The organism is Flagellimonas sp. ABD4_174 (assembly GCF_056160185.1).
In genome coordinates, this window is record NZ_JBSWWP010000001.1 from 1,768,797 (window position 1) to 1,788,672 (window position 19,876).

General features: G+C 41.1%; 21 protein-coding genes. 12 read left to right on the forward strand and 9 right to left on the reverse strand.

All coding sequences use genetic code 11. From position 1 onward, the window contains the following. Positions 1-38: 38 nt before the first annotated feature. The 3 genes from ACXAFK_RS07705 to ACXAFK_RS07715 form a co-directional block, all read right to left on the reverse strand. Positions 39-1,481: an autotransporter outer membrane beta-barrel domain-containing protein gene (locus tag ACXAFK_RS07705; protein WP_474957348.1), complete on the reverse strand. Its 1,443-nt coding sequence runs from the start codon at positions 1,479-1,481 to the stop codon at positions 39-41. Between the two features lie 45 nt (positions 1,482-1,526). Further along, a complete protein-coding gene (locus ACXAFK_RS07710; protein WP_293294948.1) occupies positions 1,527-2,294 on the reverse strand; it encodes a DUF7151 family protein in 768 nt (255 codons plus the stop codon). A gap of 117 nt (positions 2,295-2,411) precedes the next feature. Next, a complete protein-coding gene (locus ACXAFK_RS07715; RefSeq protein ID WP_474957349.1) occupies positions 2,412-2,996 on the reverse strand; it encodes a hypothetical protein in 585 nt (194 codons plus the stop codon). Between the two features lie 170 nt (positions 2,997-3,166). On the opposite strand from ACXAFK_RS07715, the gene ACXAFK_RS07720 reads away from it, so the two are divergent. The 3 genes from ACXAFK_RS07720 to ACXAFK_RS07730 are packed head-to-tail and all read left to right on the forward strand — an operon-like array spanning position 3,167 to position 4,774. Then, entirely contained in the window at positions 3,167-3,820 is a 654-nt protein-coding gene (locus tag ACXAFK_RS07720; protein ID WP_474957350.1) for a TrmH family RNA methyltransferase, read from the forward strand. 42 nt (positions 3,821-3,862) lie between these two features. Then, positions 3,863-4,390, forward strand: coding sequence for an SRPBCC family protein (locus ACXAFK_RS07725; RefSeq protein WP_474957351.1), 528 nt, complete (start codon positions 3,863-3,865; stop codon positions 4,388-4,390). 3 nt (positions 4,391-4,393) lie between these two features. Beyond that, on the forward strand, positions 4,394-4,774 hold the full coding sequence (locus tag ACXAFK_RS07730) for a VOC family protein (RefSeq protein ID WP_474957352.1): 381 nt from the start codon (positions 4,394-4,396) through the stop codon (positions 4,772-4,774). Positions 4,775-4,777: 3 nt separating this feature from the next. On the opposite strand, the gene ACXAFK_RS07735 is transcribed toward ACXAFK_RS07730, so the two are convergent. From ACXAFK_RS07735 to ACXAFK_RS07750, 4 genes are all read right to left on the reverse strand, one after another. Beyond that, positions 4,778-6,460 (reverse strand): alpha-amylase family glycosyl hydrolase, encoded by a 1,683-nt coding sequence (locus ACXAFK_RS07735; protein ID WP_369884714.1) that lies wholly within the window; start codon positions 6,458-6,460, stop codon positions 4,778-4,780. A 98-nt stretch (positions 6,461-6,558) separates the two neighbouring features. Then, positions 6,559-7,338, reverse strand: a complete 780-nt coding sequence (locus ACXAFK_RS07740; RefSeq protein WP_474957353.1) for a carboxypeptidase-like regulatory domain-containing protein — start codon at positions 7,336-7,338, stop codon at positions 6,559-6,561. Positions 7,339-7,413: 75 nt separating this feature from the next. After that, positions 7,414-9,168 (reverse strand): DEAD/DEAH box helicase, encoded by a 1,755-nt coding sequence (locus tag ACXAFK_RS07745; protein ID WP_224836648.1) that lies wholly within the window; start codon positions 9,166-9,168, stop codon positions 7,414-7,416. Positions 9,169-9,312: 144 nt separating this feature from the next. Then, a complete protein-coding gene (locus ACXAFK_RS07750; protein WP_474957354.1) occupies positions 9,313-9,894 on the reverse strand; it encodes a non-canonical purine NTP diphosphatase in 582 nt (193 codons plus the stop codon). Between the two features lie 59 nt (positions 9,895-9,953). On the opposite strand from ACXAFK_RS07750, the gene ACXAFK_RS07755 reads away from it, so the two are divergent. Further along, positions 9,954-10,406, forward strand: a complete 453-nt coding sequence (locus tag ACXAFK_RS07755; protein WP_474957355.1) for a methyltransferase family protein — start codon at positions 9,954-9,956, stop codon at positions 10,404-10,406. Between the two features lie 210 nt (positions 10,407-10,616). Beyond that, positions 10,617-12,509 (forward strand): phosphoglycerate dehydrogenase, encoded by a 1,893-nt coding sequence (serA, locus tag ACXAFK_RS07760; protein ID WP_252079969.1) that lies wholly within the window; start codon positions 10,617-10,619, stop codon positions 12,507-12,509. Here the strand turns inward: serA and rlmH are convergent, their stop codons facing one another. Beyond that, positions 12,510-12,983: a 23S rRNA (pseudouridine(1915)-N(3))-methyltransferase RlmH gene (gene rlmH / locus ACXAFK_RS07765; protein WP_474958158.1), complete on the reverse strand. Its 474-nt coding sequence runs from the start codon at positions 12,981-12,983 to the stop codon at positions 12,510-12,512. Between the two features lie 93 nt (positions 12,984-13,076). Here rlmH and nadC point away from each other — a divergent pair, with 93 nt between their 5' ends. The 4 genes from nadC to priA are packed head-to-tail and all read left to right on the forward strand — an operon-like array spanning position 13,077 to position 17,799. After that, a complete protein-coding gene (gene nadC / locus ACXAFK_RS07770; RefSeq protein ID WP_224836652.1) occupies positions 13,077-13,934 on the forward strand; it encodes a carboxylating nicotinate-nucleotide diphosphorylase in 858 nt (285 codons plus the stop codon). Then, a complete protein-coding gene (locus tag ACXAFK_RS07775; protein ID WP_224836653.1) occupies positions 13,935-14,915 on the forward strand; it encodes a YihY/virulence factor BrkB family protein in 981 nt (326 codons plus the stop codon). Beyond that, on the forward strand, positions 14,890-15,339 hold the full coding sequence (locus ACXAFK_RS07780; RefSeq protein WP_252079966.1) for a DUF2147 domain-containing protein: 450 nt from the start codon (positions 14,890-14,892) through the stop codon (positions 15,337-15,339). The genes ACXAFK_RS07775 and ACXAFK_RS07780 overlap by 26 nt, the downstream gene beginning before the upstream one ends. A 3-nt stretch (positions 15,340-15,342) precedes the next feature. Further along, positions 15,343-17,799 carry a replication restart helicase PriA gene (priA, locus tag ACXAFK_RS07785; protein WP_474957356.1) on the forward strand — a complete coding sequence of 819 codons (2,457 nt, stop codon included), beginning with the start codon at positions 15,343-15,345 and terminating at the stop codon, positions 17,797-17,799. Between the two features lie 2 nt (positions 17,800-17,801). On the opposite strand, the gene ACXAFK_RS07790 is transcribed toward priA, so the two are convergent. Beyond that, positions 17,802-18,494, reverse strand: coding sequence for a LytR/AlgR family response regulator transcription factor (locus ACXAFK_RS07790; RefSeq protein WP_224836656.1), 693 nt, complete (start codon positions 18,492-18,494; stop codon positions 17,802-17,804). A gap of 235 nt (positions 18,495-18,729) precedes the next feature. Between ACXAFK_RS07790 and rpsF the strand changes: the two genes are divergently transcribed. The 3 genes from rpsF to rplI are packed head-to-tail and all read left to right on the forward strand — an operon-like array spanning position 18,730 to position 19,835. Further along, on the forward strand, positions 18,730-19,068 hold the full coding sequence (gene rpsF, locus ACXAFK_RS07795) for a 30S ribosomal protein S6 (RefSeq protein ID WP_224836657.1): 339 nt from the start codon (positions 18,730-18,732) through the stop codon (positions 19,066-19,068). A gap of 4 nt (positions 19,069-19,072) precedes the next feature. Further along, positions 19,073-19,369 (forward strand): 30S ribosomal protein S18, encoded by a 297-nt coding sequence (gene rpsR, locus ACXAFK_RS07800; RefSeq protein WP_014031368.1) that lies wholly within the window; start codon positions 19,073-19,075, stop codon positions 19,367-19,369. 13 nt (positions 19,370-19,382) lie between these two features. After that, positions 19,383-19,835 (forward strand): 50S ribosomal protein L9, encoded by a 453-nt coding sequence (rplI, locus tag ACXAFK_RS07805; protein ID WP_252079964.1) that lies wholly within the window; start codon positions 19,383-19,385, stop codon positions 19,833-19,835. Positions 19,836-19,876 lie beyond the last annotated feature (41 nt).

Sequence of the window (19,876 nt, forward strand, 5' to 3'; positions counted from 1 at the left end):
CTATCTGCGGCCCTTTTTATGTTTAACGATGTGTTATTTTACTCCTGTTTTGCTGACTCCAACTTTGCCAATCTTTCCTGTAGCAATAAGAGTATTTTATTCTGATCGGATAGCTTTTGGTTCAATTCTTTTAAGCTTTCTATTTCTTTTTGCTGCTGAATGGAATGTAGGGTGAGCTCTTCGATTTTTTGCAACAAAGTTGCGTCCATTTCCCCAAGATCTATACCATTGTTTTTTATCTCTTCGGCACTTGGAACATTGGGTAGATGTCCATTCTTATTGATAAATGCTTCAACTTCTTTTAAACTTAAAAGCGTGTAATTTTTTTCAAATACAAAATCCGGCCAATTTCCCTCAAGTTCTACTTTAACAGATTCGGCGACCATGCTTCCAGCTACGGCAAACATATATCCTTGTGTGTTGGAAGTTCCGATTCCCACATTTCCAGTTGCATAGGAAATGTCATTGCCGGATGTGGTCCATGGTGAAGAGCCAGATGACAAAGGTGCCCCATTTACCAAAAAGTTGGTAGCATTGATCGTACCTGCCACCTCCAAAGCATATCCTGAAGCAGCAGTTCCGATTCCCACATTTCCAGTTGCATAGGAAATGTCATTGCCGGATGTGGTCCATGGTGAAGAGCCAGAAGACAAAGGTGACCCATTTACCAAAAAGTTGGTGGCATTGATCGTACCTGCCACATCCAAAGCATATCCTGAAGCAGCAGTTCCAATGCCAATATTTCCAGATGTATATGAGAGGTCGTTGCCAGAAACAGTCCATGGAGAAGAAACCAATGTGGTTCCGTTCAATACGATTTCTGTGGCGTTCAAGGTAGCAACATCCACATCTCCCGTGGTAAATGAAATATCACCGCCGGTGGTTGTCCAAGGTGATTCGTTGTTTTCAAGCGGGGTTCCGTTCAATAGGATTTCCGTGGCGTTCAAGGTAGCAACGTCCACATCTCCCGTGGTAAATGAAATATCACTGCCAGTGGTTGTCCAAGGTGATTCGTTGTTTTCAAGCGGGGTTCCGTTCAATAGGATTTCCGTGGCGTTCAAGGTAGCAACGTCCACATCTCCCGTGGTAAATGAAATATCACTGCCAGTGGTTGTCCAAGGTGAACTGGAATTTTCCAAAGGAGTACCGTTGACCAAAATATTGGTCGCGTTAAGTGTACCTGCAATATCCAATTCATAATTAGGGGTATTGGTGCCTATACCTACATTTCCACTTGAATAAAATATATTATTTCCGTTCAGGTTCCATGGAGAGCTTTGCATAGGGCTTCCGCCAACCAATAGGTTGGTTACGTTAATTTCCGTGGCATTTAAAGAGCCGTTAATATCCATGGCATAATTCGTGTCGGGGGTTAATGTCCCAATTCCAACAGTGCCGGACGCAGGGAAAGAGTTTTGCCCGTATGCAATTGCACCAAGCAATAGAGCGAATACGGTGTAAAGTGGGGTTAACTTTTTCATGTTTTATTGTGTTAGTACAAAGTGGTATTGACGTTGTAATGTATTTTATTCGTATTCCCTTAGTTCAAAGGAGAGGTTATCAAAATTGTCCGCAAAAACGTTTATTCCGTTTTGGAGCTCCAATCTTATTTCCGTAGTACTTTCCAAAGTTCCCCTAACACTTGTATGGGTGGTTGGGGTGCTGAAAAAGATAACGGTTTTACTAATGTCGATAGGACTATCGAGCGTTCCTGTATAAATGCCCTGAGCCTCCCGTGTCCAAGTAATGGTGATGTTGATGTTGTTTTCTAGGACTTGTTCGGTAGGGTCATTGGTGCCCGATTGGCTTATTAGAGAAGCATAACTTTGATAAGAAAAATCACTGGCGTCGCCATTGCAAAGGTATTCGGAGGTGGTCACCTCATCATTGTCCAAAGTGCCATTTGAATTACTATCCAAACCAACATCCAATCTATATCCTCCATTGGAGCAATTTTCTCCGGGTAGTTCGATTTCGGTATTAATAAGACTGTTGAGTCCTGTTGATGATTCAGTGTTACATACATATTGGGAAGAGGTAACCTCGCTCGCCTCCAGTGTTCCATTACTATTGATGTCCAAACCAAAATCCAGTCGAATGCCTCCATTTGCACAATTAGTACCGGGGTCTTCAGTTGCTGTATTGACCAAGCTATTTAATCCATTTTCTCCGTCCAGGCCATCAATTCCGTCTCTACCGTCCAAGCCATTGGTGCCGTCTTCCGAACTACAGGCAATAATGGTTATAAAAATGATGAAATAAGATGTAAGCTTTAGTAGCAGGTTTTTTTTCATGGGGTTGAAATGTATTATATAAGGATGTCAAAAGTAAAAAAAAGGTGGTCGGATATTCCTGAGAACGGATAGAAAGTATGAAAAATCAGATGAAATGCATATAGTGCAATTAGATAATCAGGGAATAAGTTTAAACGATTCGGCAATCGTTTTAAAGGTCTTTTTGTGCTCTTGTTTTTTGCTATTTAAAGTCCATGCCATTATCATGTAAACATGATCGTTTCCTTCTACAAATGTTATAAAATATGAGATTTCGTTGTCCACATTTCTCAATGTAGCGTCAACTTCTTGGTATATTGAATTCAAGTTGTTGATTTTAAATGGTTTTGGGTTGGTCTTACTGTTCACTTTTGTGGTTCTGGAAAGGATTTGTAGCCTGGCCTGTCTGTAGTTTCCCAAAAGGGATAGGTTTTTATCGTATTGTCCTAAATCTTCATAAACTTGCTTAAATCCAGATTTGGGTTCATCAATGATCAAAAGGTAAGCTTCGTTGAGTAGACTTTGGTATTGCAATGAAGCTTCTTCGTTCAGACCTGTAGTGGTTGTCATAAACCTAGGTATGTCAACACTGTAATTCCCTTTAACGGTCACGGTATGGAAGGCATCCATGTCTAAAGATGAATCTCTTTTCTTTTGTTTAGAGTCCAAACAAGATGCTAGTGCAAGTACAATCGGAATTAAAACAATAGGTGCATTTTTCATATAGAGCGCGTTGTTTATATTCAATGGAAATGAAAATATAAATAAAATATCAGAAGCGAACCTTGAACTATCAATTTTGACGAATTATACAGTGCCCTCAATATTCATAGAATTGAAGCGTTTGTAAGGCATTAAAAGCCCAAATTTCCATTTTTTGCTATCTTGTTTTTATGTTTGACCATGAATTGCTAACCTATCTGGAAGGGTACCTTACCGAAGAACGTAAACAGCGTTTTTGTGATGTATTGCAAAAAAGGACCCGACACATTACCGTAGCGGTTGAAGATGTTTATCAGTTGCACAATACTAGTGCTATTTTACGAAGTTGCGATGTTTTTGGGATCCAGGATCTACATGTGGTGGAAGATCGTTTTGGAAAACGGATGGACAAAAATATTGCCATGGGCGCCGAACAATGGGTGGATGTGTACCGGTATCAAACCACAACGGATTGTATCTCAAAACTTAAGGATCAAGGGTATCAGATAATAGCAACCACTCCACATGACGATTCATCACTGCTTCATGATTTTTTTCCGCAAAAAAAAGCGGCCATTTTTTTTGGAACAGAAAGAGAGGGGTTGTCCAAAGAGGTTATGCAACGGGCGGATGGGTTTTTAAAAATACCCATGGTCGGATTTTCAGAAAGCCTAAATGTTTCCGTTTCCGCCGCTATAATAATTCAAGAACTGGCGCAAAAAGTACGCAGTTCCAATCTTGATTGGCAATTGACCCGAATGGAAGTTCTCGATAAGCGATTGGACTGGACCAAAAAATCCATCAAAGATGTTGAGGGAATCATTAAAAGATACCGGAACACGTAAAATAATTTTGTACTTTTAATTGTAAATCAATCAATTACAGTTATGTTGCTATTATATATCCTCCTCGCTTTGGTGCTTTTGATCGGTATTCTTGCCATAATCGCACCAAAAAATTACGATGTTTCCCGATCCATAGAAATTCACAGGCCCAAGGCTGTTGTTTTTGAGTATTTAAAATTCTTGAAAAATCAAGATGAATGGTCTCCATGGGGCAAAAGAGACCCCAACATGCAAAAAGAGTTTACCGGAACGGATGGTGAAGTAGGGGCAACCAGTTATTGGAAAGGAAACAAAGAAGTAGGGGAAGGCGAGCAGGAGATTATCAAAATAGTCGATGGGGAACGTATAGAAAGTGAACTCAGGTTCCTAAAGCCATTTAAATCCACTTCGGATGCATACATTACCACCAAAGAAATAGAGGCTGATATCACCAAGGTGGTCTGGGGATTCTCAGGAAAGAACAAATTCCCGATGAGCATTATGATGTTGTTCATGAATATGGACAAAGCTGTGGGAAAGGATTTTGAAGAAGGATTGGCAAGCCTTAAAGAGATTTTGGAAAATCAATAGCATATGGAAAATAATTTGGTGGGCTGGTTCGAAATACCGGTAACGGATATGGATCGGGCGAAAAAATTTTATGATACTGTCTTTCAGATCGAGATACAATTACAGGACCTTGGCGGAACCAAAATGGGTTGGTTTCCGTGGACTGAGGGTAAACAGGGATCTTCCGGTTCGCTCATTCAAAATAAAGATTGGTACACACCTAGCGAAACCCATGGTGTGCTTATTTACTTTTCCAGTGCGGATGTAAACAACGAACTGGACCGTATCGAGGATGCCGGGGGCAAAATATTACAGAACAAAACACAGATAAGCCCGGACATTGGTTATATGGCCTTGTTTAGCGATACCGAGGGCAACCGGTTGGCCCTTCACTCCAGACAATAGATTTTATTCTACAAGTTCGAGCAGGGCAATGTCAAAATCGTTGTCCAAAACTACTTTTCCATTGGTTACGATTACTTCGGTTTCGGAGTATGTGTCGAACAATTTGGTGCCATCGCCAAAGAAACCTTTTACGGAAAGTGACTTTTTTCCTTTGGGCAAATCCAATCCTACTGCCACTTTATCCTTGTAATCCCCATTTATGTAGGTTCTGGAAAATACATAAGGGGATTTTGACAATCGGTTGTGTTTGCCGGCACCTACAGCAGGGTGATTATTTCTGAACCTGCCCAGTTTTTGCCAGTGTTCATGTATTTTCTGTGTCTCGGGAATACTGTCCAAATCCTCCCAATTCATAAACGAGCGAAGGGTGGCGTCTCCTTGTGTGCCTTCAATGGTAAGGCTTCTTGCTGTTTCGTCCCCATAATACACCTGGGATGCCCCTGGGGTCAATAAAAGTACATTGGCGGATCGATACGGCTTGGTTCGGTCCTTGTCGTAAGGGGCGCCATCGTCATGCGATGTTAAATAATTAAGTACACTTTTGCCCTTAAGTTTGGTGTTGAGCAATTTGTTATACTTTTTAAAAATGGTCTCGTAGTTGTTGTCCGCATCATTTTTTAGCTCAAAATTGATGAGGCTTTTAAACCCGTGATCAAAAAAGTCTACCTTTTTATTTCCAAAATCGAACTCGCGACCTCCGGAGACTCCGTAGTTGTACACTTCCCCGACCATGTAAAATGGATTGTCGTCCAAGATTTGATCTTGGTGTTTTTTCTTCCATGTTTCAAAAGCGTAGGAAGCCTCGGTATACAGATCGGTCCAAGCATTTTCGTTTACGTGTTTTACCGTGTCCACTCTAAAACCATCAATTCCTAGGTCGTTGATGTAGTCCGTAAGCCATTTGATAATATAATAACGGGGTGCACGGGGATATCCGGTTCGCTCAAAAAATAATTGAAGTTCATCAAGCTCTTTGCTCAGCCTGCCTTCTTTTTTCCATTTGGCCAAAAGGGCGTCGGGCAATTCCACAGCGGTATCGGACTCTGTTAATATATCCGGTAAGTTTTCCACCAAGGTGCATGCGGTGGTGTTCTCGTATGTTGTAAACTCACAGTTGGGTCCGGTTCTCACCCAATCATCCGGCCATACTGGATCCTTTTCGGTTACAGGTCCGGTATGGTTCAGAACTACATCCAAAAGAATGCGGATTCCATGTTTGTGGGCGGTCTTTACTAAATTTTCCAGATCTTTTTTAGTGCCAAAATTCGGGTCTACTGAAGTCCAGTCCTTGGCCCAATAGCCGTGATAACCATACGTATTTCCCGTTCCCTCGTCGGTCGCTCCATGAATTTGTTCCACAACCGGGGTAAACCAGATGGCATTTATGCCCAAATCGGTAAAGTAACCTTCTTCTATTTTTTGGGTAATTCCTACGATATCACCTCCCTCAAAGCCTCGTAGCACTCCAGTCTCTTCGGTTCTATCAAAATTTACATCGTTATTGGGATTTCCGTTGTTGAAACGGTCGGTGAGCAAAAAGTACACGTTGGCACCTTCCCATACAAAAGGAGCTTCTTTCTTGGTTGTTTCCTTTACAATTGTTGGCGGGGCTTGCTGCTTTTTTTGAGTCTTTTTGCAGCCAGTAAATAGGGATAGTATAGACAAAACAACAAGCAATTTTTTCATGAACCGGAATTTTGTTTAAAGCTAGAAATTCTATACGTAAAGATAAAAATTATTTATCGTGGTATAGTTGTTTCCAGATTATTGGTTTAAGCGCTTGATTAGTTCCTGTTTAGGACTTTGTATTCCTCGTAGCAGCTGGAAATTGCGTCCAAAATTTGAAGGTCGTTTGCTGTTTTTATAAAGGATTTTGAATAATTGCAATTGTTGAGTATGTCCTCGATATCGACTTTTTCCAATTGAAGAAGTTCGGTTAGTGTTTCTCTATCGAATTTGGAAGCCAGCAGGTCCCGAATGTTGTCATCTTCTTTAATTTGGCGGAGCTTTCGCATTTGCCGCGGTTTTTTACCAAACAGATTTCTGAGCAGGTCTGCAGGATTTAAAATAGCACCCAACACCTTGGTAACTGCACTAGGGCTTTTGCTTCCTGCCTCGTAACTGGTGTTTAGTCCAGAAATACTGTATTGGTATGCATTGTTGATCGGCAGATTTTTTACGTCAATTTCCAAATAGCCTGTTAGTTGGTATGGGGTTACAATAACCTCTTCAAGGGCGTAGGCAAGCTCTGTCAACGCAATCTCGGTATTCCCAAAACGGATCATATCGTTGGTCACCCTTACTTTTTGGGTCTTAAAGCCCAAGTAGGAAAAATACAAAGTATCGTTCACTGCAGCAGGAATGGTAAACTTACCTTCAGGATTGGTAATGGTACCCTTGACCTGATTAAGGTTGACCACGTGCACACTTTCTAAAGGAAACTCGGTCTGGGCATTGATCACCGTTGCGGAAAACTCCTTTACTACTTGGTTTTCATCATCTTCAATTTGAGAAAAACCAAGTAGTGGGATTAGGGACAATAGTATAAGTAGTAATCTTCTCATGCAATCTTTGTAGCTATAAAAGTACTAAACAAAGAAAAATAAATAGCAGAGACGTGCCATTTAATATAGAATTAACTAATAAAAGCCCTGTTTTTTCTTGCCTCCTTTTTTGCCGTACCCTCCTTTTTTTCCTCCTTTGTAGGACTTGTTGCCTCCTCTTCGGCCACTGCCGCCGCCTTTTCGATTGCGACGTTTTTTACCTCCTTTTCCGCCGCCACCGCCTGGGTTTTTGGACACTTCAACATTTATAAAACGTCCTTCCAGTTTAAAGTCTGTAAAGGTTTGAAGAATAAACTCGGTAAGTTGCGCATCGGTGTTGAAAAAGGAGAAAGAATCCTTGGTATCCACATTATAGACGTCTTCTTTTTCCAAGTTCAAGGTATCTCTTAGGAAGTCTTTCAAGCTCATCCAATCATAACCATCGCGTTCACCAACATTGATAAAGTATCGTACGGATCCTTCGGATGGAATATCCCCGGACGCCCCACCTTTCTCCCTTCCGGAATCCTGGGTGTTTAGATCTTTGGTCTTACTGTAATAGTTGTAGAATTGGGTAAACTCTACCGAGAATATTTTTTTGATGAGTTCTTCGCGATCTATCCCTTCCAAAACATCGTTGATGGCGGGCAAATAACTGTCAATTTCTTGATTGACCTTGGTTTCTTTGATCTTATTGGCCAAATGGTATAATTGTATCTCACAGATTTCAATACCATCGGGAATTTTTTTGGAGATAAAATCCTGTTGTATTTTTTTCTCTATCGCCTTGATCTTTCTCAACTCCGAGCGGGTCACAATTACCATGGAGATTCCGGATTTGCCGGCCCGTCCCGTTCGACCACTACGGTGGGTATAGGTCTCTATTTCATCGGGTAACTGGTAGTTGATAACGTGGGTTACATCGTCAACATCAATTCCACGCGCGGCAACATCGGTGGCTACCAACATCTGTACTTGTTTTTTTCGGAACGAGTTCATGACCAGATCCCGTTGGTTCTGGCTCAAATCACCATGTAGTGCTCCGGCATTGTACCCGTCTTCAATCAATTTTTCCGCAACACGTTGTGTATCCCTTTTGGTTCTACAGAAAACTACGGAGAAGATACCTGGGTTGGCATCGGCCAAACGTTTTAGGGCTGCATAACGATCACGGCCTCCAACAACATAATATTCGTGCTGTACTGTGGAAGCTCCGGCATTTTTGGAACCAACTGTAATTTCCACAGGTTTGTACATGAACTTTTTGGCAATGGTTGCCACTTCTTTTGGCATGGTTGCCGAAAAGAGCCATGTTAGCTTTTCTTGCGGGGTGTTGGATAAAATGTCCTTAATATCTTCATAGAAGCCCATATTCAGCATTTCATCGGCTTCATCCAGAACACAATAATCAATTTTGGAAATGTCCACCATATTTCGGCCAATCATGTCCTTCATACGGCCAGGGGTAGCTACAACGATCTGTGCACCTCTTTTTATCTGTCGGGCCTGTTCGGTAATGCTTGCGCCACCGTAAATGGCCACCACATTGAGTCCTTTTATGTATTTGGAGTATAGTTTTAATTCGTTCGTTATCTGCAAGCAGAGCTCACGTGTAGGCGAGAGGATCAATCCTTGTGTGGTCCTGCTGTCCGATTGGATCTTCTGGATCATAGGAAATCCAAATGCAGCAGTTTTTCCAGTTCCCGTTTGGGCCAGGGCAACCAAATCGGTTTCCTGCTCCAATAAAATTGGGATTGATTTTTCTTGTACTTCGGAGGGGGATTCAAATCCAAGATCGGAAATAGCATCCAATAGGGGTTTGTCCAACCCCAAGGCTTCAAATTTTGTCATAGCGGTGTAATACCTTTAATCGCAAATATGTTTGTGTTGTATAGAGCGATTATAGTATTTCCCGTTCAAGCCCATCACAACACCTTGCCCATACCGGCGGCGTTAATAAAGCGGCAAAGGTACACTTATTTTGATCGCTACAACCTAAGTGGCGTTCTTTTTTAAGAATTCCACCAATTTTCGAATGGCCCTACCACGGTGACTAATGGAGTTTTTTACATCGGAAGGCAGTTCGCCAAAGGTTTTATCGAATCCATTTGGTTTAAAGATGGGGTCGTAGCCAAACCCTCCTTTTCCTTGTTCTTTATCCGTTATGACCCCTTCGACGGTTCCTTCAAAAGCGTGGACTTCTCCATTTAGATTAAGATGTACTACGGTCTTAAAATGTGCTTTCCGATTATTTTTTCCGTTCAACTCGTTTAACAATTTCTGCATATTGTCCGAGGCATCTTTTTGTTCCCCCGCATATCTGGCCGAGTATACTCCAGGAGCTCCATTTAATGCATCCACAAGTAGGCCGGTATCATCCGAGAAACAGTTCAAACCATAGGTTCGGGTAATGTGATCTGCCTTAATTTTGGCGTTTTCTTCCAATGTATCCCCCGTCTCGGGAATCTTGTCAAAACAATCAATATCTTTTAATGACAGTAGTTGGATATTTTTCGGAAGCAATTGCTGAACTTCTTTCAGCTTATGGTCGTTATGTGTGGCAAAAACTAGTTTCAAATCAAAAGGTCTCTATTTTGAGTTTCAAAAGTAGTAATTTCGGATTTTAAGTTATTTGTATGAAATTAAAAGTACCGCCAGCTTTGGTGATGTTGATTTTTGGAGCGACAATGTTCCTTCTGGATAGGTTTTTGCCAGTAGGTGAGTTTGATTTTTTTGGCAGGAACCAACTGGCTTGGATACTTTTTATCTTAGGAGTAATAGTAGGATTATTGGCCGTGTTGCAATTTTGGACGGGAAAAACAAGTTTGGATCCCATGCACCCTCAAAAAACCAGCAGGTTGATGACCAAAGGGGTTTACAATTTTAGCAGGAACCCTATGTATTTGGGGCTTTTACTACTACTATTGGCTTTAGGCCTTTGGCTGGGTAATGCTTTTAATACCCTTGTGGCGGCTGGTTTTGTGTCCTATATGAACCATTTTCAAATACAACCGGAAGAAGATATGCTCCAACAAAAGTTTGGTAAGGAGTACCGTTTCTACTGTAAATTAACCCGGCGATGGTTCTGATTAGGATACAGCCACTTTTTGACCTTTAGGGTACTGAGAGCTGGACTTTGATTTGCACATAACTGCAAAATGATGGTTTTTGGGTAGCATTTAAAACAAATCGTAATGGATTTTTGATTTATCCGTAAAAGTGTAAGGTTTTTGATAACTTCCAATTACAAGGATGGAATTAATGTTTAATTTTATGCCTTAATTTTTTTGAAGCGAATCATGGTAGAGACAGGGCGCAAATATGTGTTCGATTTTGATAGTACCCTCACAAGGGTTGAGGCGTTGGATGTTTTGGCGGAAATGACACTGCAAGGAAATCCAAAGAGAGATGAAATAGTGTCGGAAATCCAAAAAATCACCAATTTGGGAATCGATGGCGACATATCTTTTACGGAATCGTTGGAACGCAGAATCCGATTGCTGGATGCGAACAAAAAAGATCTGGAAGATTTGGTGACCGAACTGCGTCAGAAAATTTCCAAATCCATAGAAGCCAACAAGCAGTTTTTTTATGAATATTCCGAAGATATTTATGTAATCTCCTGCGGGTTCAAGGAATTTATAGACCCAATTGTTAAAGAATACAACATTCCATCCGAAAGAGTGTTTGCAAACACCTTTACTTTTGATGAAGCTGGCAATATAACAGGTTTCGACGAAACCAACGTGCTTGCCACCCATAACGGAAAAATAGAATGTTTAAAAAACTTGGATTTAGATGGCGAGGTCCAGGTGATCGGCGACGGCTATAGCGATTATGTAATGCGCGAGGCCGGGATAGCCCATAAATTTTTCGCCTATACCGAAAATGTGCATCGAGAAAAGGCTGCCAATAATGCCGACCACGTAGCACCTAACCTAGATGAATTTTTATTTGTGAACGATTTGCCAAGAAACTTATCATACCCCAAGAACAGAATCAAGATCCTTTTATTGGAAAATGTCCACCCTGCAGCCTTCGAAAACCTATCGGAAGAAGGGTTTTCAGTGGAACTGATCAAGACCAGTTTATCCGAAGAAGACCTCATCGAGCGTATCAAAGGGGTGCATGTACTAGGAATTAGGTCCAAGACACAGGTTACCCAAAAAGTGTTGGATGCCGCCGATAAGTTATTGGTGGTCGGAGCTTTTTGTATCGGAACCACCCAAATCGATTTGGAATACAGCAAAAAGAAAGGCGTAGTGGTCTTCAATGCACCGTACAGCAATACCCGTTCCGTAGTGGAACTGGCTATTGGACAGACCATTATGCTCATGCGGAGCATTTTTCCCAGAAGTACGGAAATCCATAATGGCGAGTGGAACAAAACCGCAGCCGGTTCGCAAGAAGTACGTGGAAAAAATTTAGGTATAGTTGGTTACGGGAATATAGGAAAACAAATGTCCGTTTTGGCAGAAGCCATGGGGATGAAGGTGTATTACTATGATGTTAACGATCAGCTGGCATTGGGTAACGCAGTAAAATGTGACACCTTGGAGAGTTTGCTCAATGTTTCGGATGTTGTTACTCTGCATGTAGATGATAACAAGGCCAATAAAAATTTTATAGGTAAGCGTGAAATCGACCAAATGAAAGATGGAGCCAAACTTATCAATCTTTCCAGAGGGTTCGTAGTGGATATAGAAGCTTTGGCCGATGCACTGGAAAGTGGAAAATTGGGCGGTGCGGCGATAGATGTTTACCCATCCGAGCCACGTAGTAATGGAAGCTTTAAAACACCATTGCAAGGATTGTCCAACGTAATCCTAACCCCTCATATTGGTGGTAGCACCGAAGAAGCACAACGAGATATTGCCGATTTTGTGCCCAACAAAATAATGGATTACATAAATTCTGGAAATACCGTAGATGCGGTTAACTTCCCGAATATTAGGTTGCCTAAACAAAATGGAGTCCATCGATTTTTACATATACACCGGAATGTTCCCGGAATAATGGCCAAGATAAACGAAGTGTTGGCACAATATGGACTCAATATTTCTGGACAATATCTGTCTACAGATAGCGAAGTTGGTTACGTGATCACCGATTTGGACAAAGAATATAATAAGGAAGTGATCAAGGCGCTCAAGAAAATCGAGAACACCATTAAGTTTAGGGTTTTATATTAATTATTGGTGGTGATAGGGTTCGTTCCTGAGAATGGTGAACCCCCGATAAATTTGTTCAACTACGAACAATCGCACCATTTGATGGGAAAACGTCATTTTGGATAAACTGATTTTTCCGGCGCTTTTGGAATAAACGGCATCGCTGAAACCATAAGGTCCACCAATGGCCAACACAAGATTTTTAATGCCACTGTTCATCTTTTTCTGCAAGAACTGGGCAAAATCAACAGAGGTGTATTGTTTTCCTTTTTCATCAAGAAGGATCAAGGTGTCCGTAGGTTGCAATTGACCAAGGATAAGTTCGCCCTCTTTTTCTTTTTGCTGGGGCTCCGAAAGATTTTTTCTGTTTTTTATATCAGGAATAATATTCAATTGAAACTTGATATAATGCTTCAACCGTTTTTCGTATATGGCTATAAGTGCTTCAAGTTCAGACTTATCGGTTTTTCCTATGGCGATCAAAGTAATCTGCATGCCCAAAAATAATCCATTCCTCATAAAATTAAGCATGGTTTGTACATGGACAAGGAACAATGTTTTTATTATTTTCGTTAAAATCCCAATTGAATGATTTCCGAAGCACAATTTCAAAAAGAACTAGATCTGATCATTGCCAATGCCGTTAGGGAAGACGTTGGCGACGGAGACCACAGTTCCTTGGCCTGTATTCCCTCAACTGCAAAAGGAAAGGCCAAACTCCTTGTAAAAGACCAAGGTATTATTGCAGGTGTGGAATTTGCAAAAAAAGTCTTTACCTATGTAGACCCACAACTGAAAACGGAAATTTTGTTGGAGGACGGCACCCCCGTTAAATACGGTGATATAGTTTTTTATGTGGAGGGCAGCTCGCAAAGCATTCTAAAGGCCGAACGCTTGGTGCTCAATGCCATGCAGCGTATGAGCGCCATTGCCACAAAAACAAAAGGATATGTAAGTATTTTGGAAAGTACGGGCACCAAAATTCTGGACACACGAAAAACTACCCCGGGGATTAGGGCCCTAGAAAAATGGGCGGTAAAGATAGGAGGGGGAGAAAACCATCGGTTTGCCCTCTACGATATGATCATGCTCAAGGACAACCACATCGATTTTTCTGGAGGTATTACCAATGCCATTCAAAAAACAAGGGATTACCTTAAAGAAACAGGAAAGGACCTTAAAATTATCGTGGAGGCCAGAAATTTAGAGGAGGTGGACGAGATATTAAAATCCGAAGGGGTCTACAGAATACTCTTGGATAATTTTGATTACGATCAAACCCGCGAAGCGGTCAAAAGAATAGGAAATAAATGCCTTACGGAATCTTCCGGAGGTATAACAATGGAAACCCTGAGAAAATATGCCGAATGCGGCGTAAATTATATTTCTTCGGGAGCCTTGACCCATTCCGTACACAACATGGACCTAAGTTTAAAAGCCGTTTAAATGTCTGCAGCCATAGAAGAGCAGTTGGAGAAGATACCCGTGGTCAATTGGATTGTACAGGTTTTGAAAAAGATTAAGCTCAAAGCTTTTGAGGGCCTCTCCTTCTATGATTTGATCGAAATGTATTTGATGGGAATTGTCAAAGGAGCACTTTCTTCAAGGGCCAGTTCTATCGCTTTCAGTATTTTTCTAGCATTGTTCCCCCTACTGATATTTTTGGTGACCATGATTCCTTTTATTATTCCATATGTGAGCGTGGGCAACGAGAATTTTGATGCCCAGTTTTTGGATTTTTTGGAATCTTTCCTTCCCTCGGCGACAAGTGATTATTTTGGTGATATTTATCAGCAGATAAAGGATCAAAAGCAGGGCGGATTACTTTCCTCGGCATTTATTTTGTCTATTTTTTTAATGGCCAATGGCGTAAATGCGATATTTGGAGGTTTCGAAAACTCTTACCATGTGGAATTGACACGGAATTTTTTCCGTCAGTATGCCTATGCACTTATGGTAGGTTTAATTCTGTCCATTTTATTGATCGTGGGAGCGGTGGCATTTGTGTATTTTGAATTTTATATTGTAGAGTACACCAGTGAATATTTAGGCAAAACGTTGGGTTACGATGTGGAAAAAGGAGATACCATCGGAATACAGGTAGCCAAAGTGTTGTTTTTTCTAAGCCTTTCCTATTTTACAACGGCCATACTGTACTATTTTGGGACTGCAGAAGGCAGGCAAGCCCGATTTTTTTCCGCAGGTGCGTTAATGACCACCCTTTTATTTTTATTGACGTCCTATCTGTTCGGAATTTATGTTGAAAAATTTGCTCGTTACAACGAACTCTATGGTGCTTTGGGTGGATTATTGATATTAATGGTGTTTATTTGGTTAAATTCCAATATCTTATTATTGGGCTTTGAATTGAACGCAACCCTCAACTCATTAAAAAAAAGACATGAAAAACAGAAGGACATACAATAAATGGATCGGTTTGGTGTGTTTTCTCTGCTGCCAGATAACCCTATCGCAAACAGTTTTTGGTAAATGGAAAACTATCGATGATCGAAATGGGGTAAACAAGGCAATCATCGAAATTTACGAGGAAGATGGATTGATGCACGCCAAAGTGGTAAAAATATTGGAAGAGGGCAAAAAAGATGCAAGGTGCACAAAATGTGAAGGAGAAAGAAAGGACAAGCCCGTTCTTGGAATGAAGATCATGGAAGATTTTGAAAAGAACAGCAAGGGCATATATAAAGGGGATACCCTTTTCGACCCTGAAAAAGCTATGACTTTTAAAGCTAAGGTCTGGTTGGACGAGGAGAACAAAAATAGGCTAAAAGTACGTGGATATTTAGCCTTTTTGTACCGTACACAAACATGGCACAGGGTAATCGAGGAATAATTTATGGAGTATTTTTTAGAGGTAGTTTTGCCAATTCCTTTGGAAAAGCTTTTCACCTATAAAATATCGGAAGCAGAAGCCGATTTTATTCAAGTGGGAATGCGAGTTGCCGTACCTTTTGGCAAGACCAAGATATACACCGCATTGGCCTACAAAGCGCATACTCATGCCCCAGAAGCCTACGAATCTAAAGAAATTTATCAAATTCTGGACGAACGGCCCGTAGTGGACCAAGTGCAGTTGAGGCATTGGGAATGGGTGGCCAATTATTATATGTGCACGTTGGGCGAAGTTGTTCGGAGCGCCCTGCCCAGTGCCTTTTTGTTGGAAAGCGAAACCCTAATTTTGCCCAACAAAAATGCAAAGGTAGACGAATTGCAACTCACCGTTGACGAGTTTTTGATCTACGAAGCACTTCAACATCAAACCGCATTGAAAATCTCCGAGGTCAGCGATATCCTGGATAAAAAAAATGTGTTGAAAATAGTCAATGCCATGGTGCACAAAGGTATTGTGCTTCAAAAAGAAGAACTGTACGAACAATACAGACCTAAATTGGTACGCTATGTTAAGCTCGCCGAGCAATTTGAAGGCGAAGAACAACTGTCCGAACTGCTGAACGATTTAACCAGGGCTCCCAAGCAGAGTCAAGTGGTACTTTCTTTATTTCAATTAAGGGCCAAAAGTGCCAAACCCATACCTATTTCGGAACTGGAAAAGGAGAGCGGGGGTTCCCGTTCGGTAATCAAAGCCTTGATCGATAAAAATATTCTGGAAGAATACCATATCCGAAAAGATCGGGTGGAGTTCGATGGGCGATCGGGTGATGTTGGAGCTATTGAATTGAACGAGCATCAACATCGGGCCCTAGACGATATACAGCATGGGTTCGACGAAGAAAAACCCGTATTGTTGCACGGGGTAACTTCTTCAGGAAAAACAGAGGTGTATGTAAAACTCATCCAAAAATGTCTGGATGAAGGAAAGCAAGCGCTGTATTTGCTTCCTGAAATTGCTCTGACCTCCCAATTGATCAACCGATTACAGCAATATTTTGGCCATCAAGTATCCGTATATCATTCAAAATATAGCATTCACGAAAGGGTTGAGGTATGGAACAATGTATTGAATGATGCAGAAAAAGCTCGAATCGTAATCGGAGCACGTTCTTCACTTTTTTTGCCCTTTACCAATTTGGGATTGGTGGTCGTGGACGAGGAACACGAGAATTCTTTTAAGCAATTCGACCCGGCACCAAGATATCAAGCCAGGGATGCGGCCGTTGTGCTCGCGGCATTGCATAGTGCAAATATTGTTCTAGGTTCTGCCACTCCGAGTATAGAGAGTATGTACAATGCTAAGACAGCAAAATATGGGTATGCATCCATGGCACATAGATTTGGCGATGTTTTAATGCCCGATATCAATTTGGTGGATATTAAGGAGGCTACCAGAAAACGCCGAATGAAAGGTCATTTTTCGGAAACGCTCATAAAGGCCATCGAGGAAGCGCTGGAAGAGGGGGAGCAGATTATTCTTTTTCAAAACCGAAGGGGATTCGCTCCGGTAGTGGAGTGTACCACTTGCGGGCATGTGGCCCAATGCCCCAATTGTGACGTTAGCCTGACCTATCATCAGCACAGAAACCAACTTCGCTGTCACTATTGTGGTTATCACATGGCCTTGCAGCAAGCGTGCTTGGCTTGTGGGAGCCCAACTTTGGATAAAAAGGGCTTTGGTACGGAACAGATTCAGCAAGAATTAGGTCAGTTGTTTCCAGATGTTTCCGTTGGCCGCATGGATCTGGATACAACGCGTGGAAAATACGCATACGAGAAAATAATCTCATCTTTTGAGAATCAGGAGATGGATATTTTGGTGGGAACACAAATGGTGACCAAGGGTTTGGATTTTAGAAATGTAAGCCTTGTAGGTATAATGAATGCGGATTCCATGCTCAATTTTCCCGACTATAGGGCCCACGAGCGTAGTTTTCAAATGTTGACCCAAGTGGCGGGTAGGGCAGGGCGTACCAAAAAGCGCGGTAAAGTACTGATTCAGACGTACAACCCTTATCATCAAATATTGCAGCAGGTTACTACGAATAATTATGATAAAATGTTCCAAGAACAGTTTTACGAGAGGGAACAGTTTAAGTATCCGCCCTTGGTGAGGCTCATAAAAATAACCTTGAAGGATAAGGACTTTAATAAACTGAACGAGGCCGCGGATTGGATGGCAGGCTCTTTGCGCAATGTGCTCGGAACTCAGATTTTAGGGCCGGAATACCCACCTGTAGCTCGTATACGAAGGGACTATCTTAAAAATATATTGATAAAAATACCAAGAAAACAACCATTGGCCCAAACAAAAAATAGCATTAAAAGAATTGAAAAATCCTTTAATGCTATTTCTAAGTATAAAAGTATCAGATTGGTCTACAATGTGGACCACATATAAGATTATACGTTTGCCAGTGCTTCGGCGAGCTCTGTTTTCTTATTTCTGCTCAAAGGAATCTGTCTGCCCCCTACTTCAACGTTCTTACTGTTGAATTTTTCTATCTTCTCGAGATTCACAATATAAGATTTATGGATACGTAGAAATTTTTCGGCCGGCAATTGCTTTTCAAAAGATTTCATGGTGGATAGAATTACGATATTGGCTTCATCTGTCACCAATTTAATGTAATCTCCCAGTGCCTCTATCCATTTAATGTCGTTTAAGATAACCTTACGTTTTTTAAGGTTGCTCTTTACAAAAATGTGTTCTTCATCTTCTTCCACCCGGTTCATTTGCTCGTATTTGGCAACGGCTCTTTTTACGGAAGCTTCAAAACGGGCCAAAGTTATGGGTTTGTGAAGGTAATCAGTTACGTCGTAGTCAAACGCTTTCAGTGCATAATCAGGTTTTCCAGTGATCAGAATTACCTGTGGAGGGTTCTCAAGGGCCTCTAAAAGGTCAAAACCACTTATAATCGGCATCTCAACATCTAAGAAGATAAGATCGATATCATGGTTTTTTAAACCATTTTTGGCTTCAATGGCGTTGCTGTACTCGGCAACCAAGGCCAAATGTGGATGATTGTTGACCAATTTTGCCACGGCCATGCGCTGCATGGAGGAATCGTCTACAATTATACTTTTTAATTTCATGAATGGGGTGATTTGTAGGGTTTTAAATCATCGGCAAAGTACACAAAAAAGACGTTTAGGAGCAACAAAAGATGTAAACATGGTCTATTTTGTTGTGTAAATTACCATATGTGTTATTTAGGTTTACTAGGTTTAACAGTGTTGATAACTCTTGTACTTAAACGAAGTTTTTTTGGTTTTCTTGCAAGAGGAAAGAATTATTCTTAATTTTGCGCTCCTTTAAAAATATAGTATAATGAACCATTACGAAACTGTTTTCATTTTGAATCCCGTTCTGTCTGAAACGCAGATAGAGGAAACAGTCAAGAAATTCGAGGATTTCTTGATTAAGAATGGTGCCAAAATGGTCTCCAAAGAAGATTGGGGACTTAAAAAATTGGCCTATCCCATTCAGCACAAAAAAAGTGGATTTTACCACTTGTTCGAATTCCAAGCACCTGGCGAAGCCATTGGACCTTACGAATTGGAATTTAGAAGAGATGAGCGCGTTATGCGTTTTTTGACCGTTAAATTGGACAAGCACGCTATTGCTTGGGCGGAAAAAAGAAGAACTAAATTAAAAGCAAAGGCATAAGGGTATGGCATCTATAGAGCAACAAGCAAAATCAAAAAAAGACGGGGAAATCAGATATTTGACCCCGCTTAATATTGAGACCAGCAAGCAAAAAAAGTATTGTAGGTTCAAAAAATCGGGTATTAAGTACATAGACTATAAAGACCCGGATTTTTTGATGAAATTGGTAAACGAGCAAGGTAAATTGCTTCCAAGAAGACTTACAGGTACTTCATTAAAATACCAAAGAAAAGTGGCACAGGCCGTAAAACGTGCCCGTCACCTAGCGTTAATGCCGTATGTTGGCGATATGTTGAAATAAAAAACACCAGAGAATGGAACTTATTCTAAAAGAAGATGTACAGGATTTGGGATTTAAGGATGATATCGTTACCGTAAAGAACGGTTACGGCAGAAACTACCTTATCCCTCAAGGTTTGGCCGATTTGGCTACACCTTCTGCCAAAAAAGTTTTGGCAGAAAACCTAAAACAAAGAGCTCACAAGGAGAAAAAGGTAATAGATGAAGCAACCAAGGTTGCCAATGCGTTGAAGCAATTGGAAATCAAAATTGCTGCAAAAGTTGGTGCAGGCGACAAATTGTTCGGATCTGTAACCAACATAGACCTTGCCGCTGCCTTGGACAAAGAAGGGCACCAAATTGACAAAAAATTCATCAATATTAAAGGTGGAGCTGTCAAAAGAGTTGGTCCTTATGAAGCCATTATTAGATTGCACAGGGAAGTTATCGTAGAATTCCCTTTTGAAGTGGTTGCGGAAGCAAAATAAACTTCAGATTATAATACTATTAAAGCCCTCCTATTTTGGAG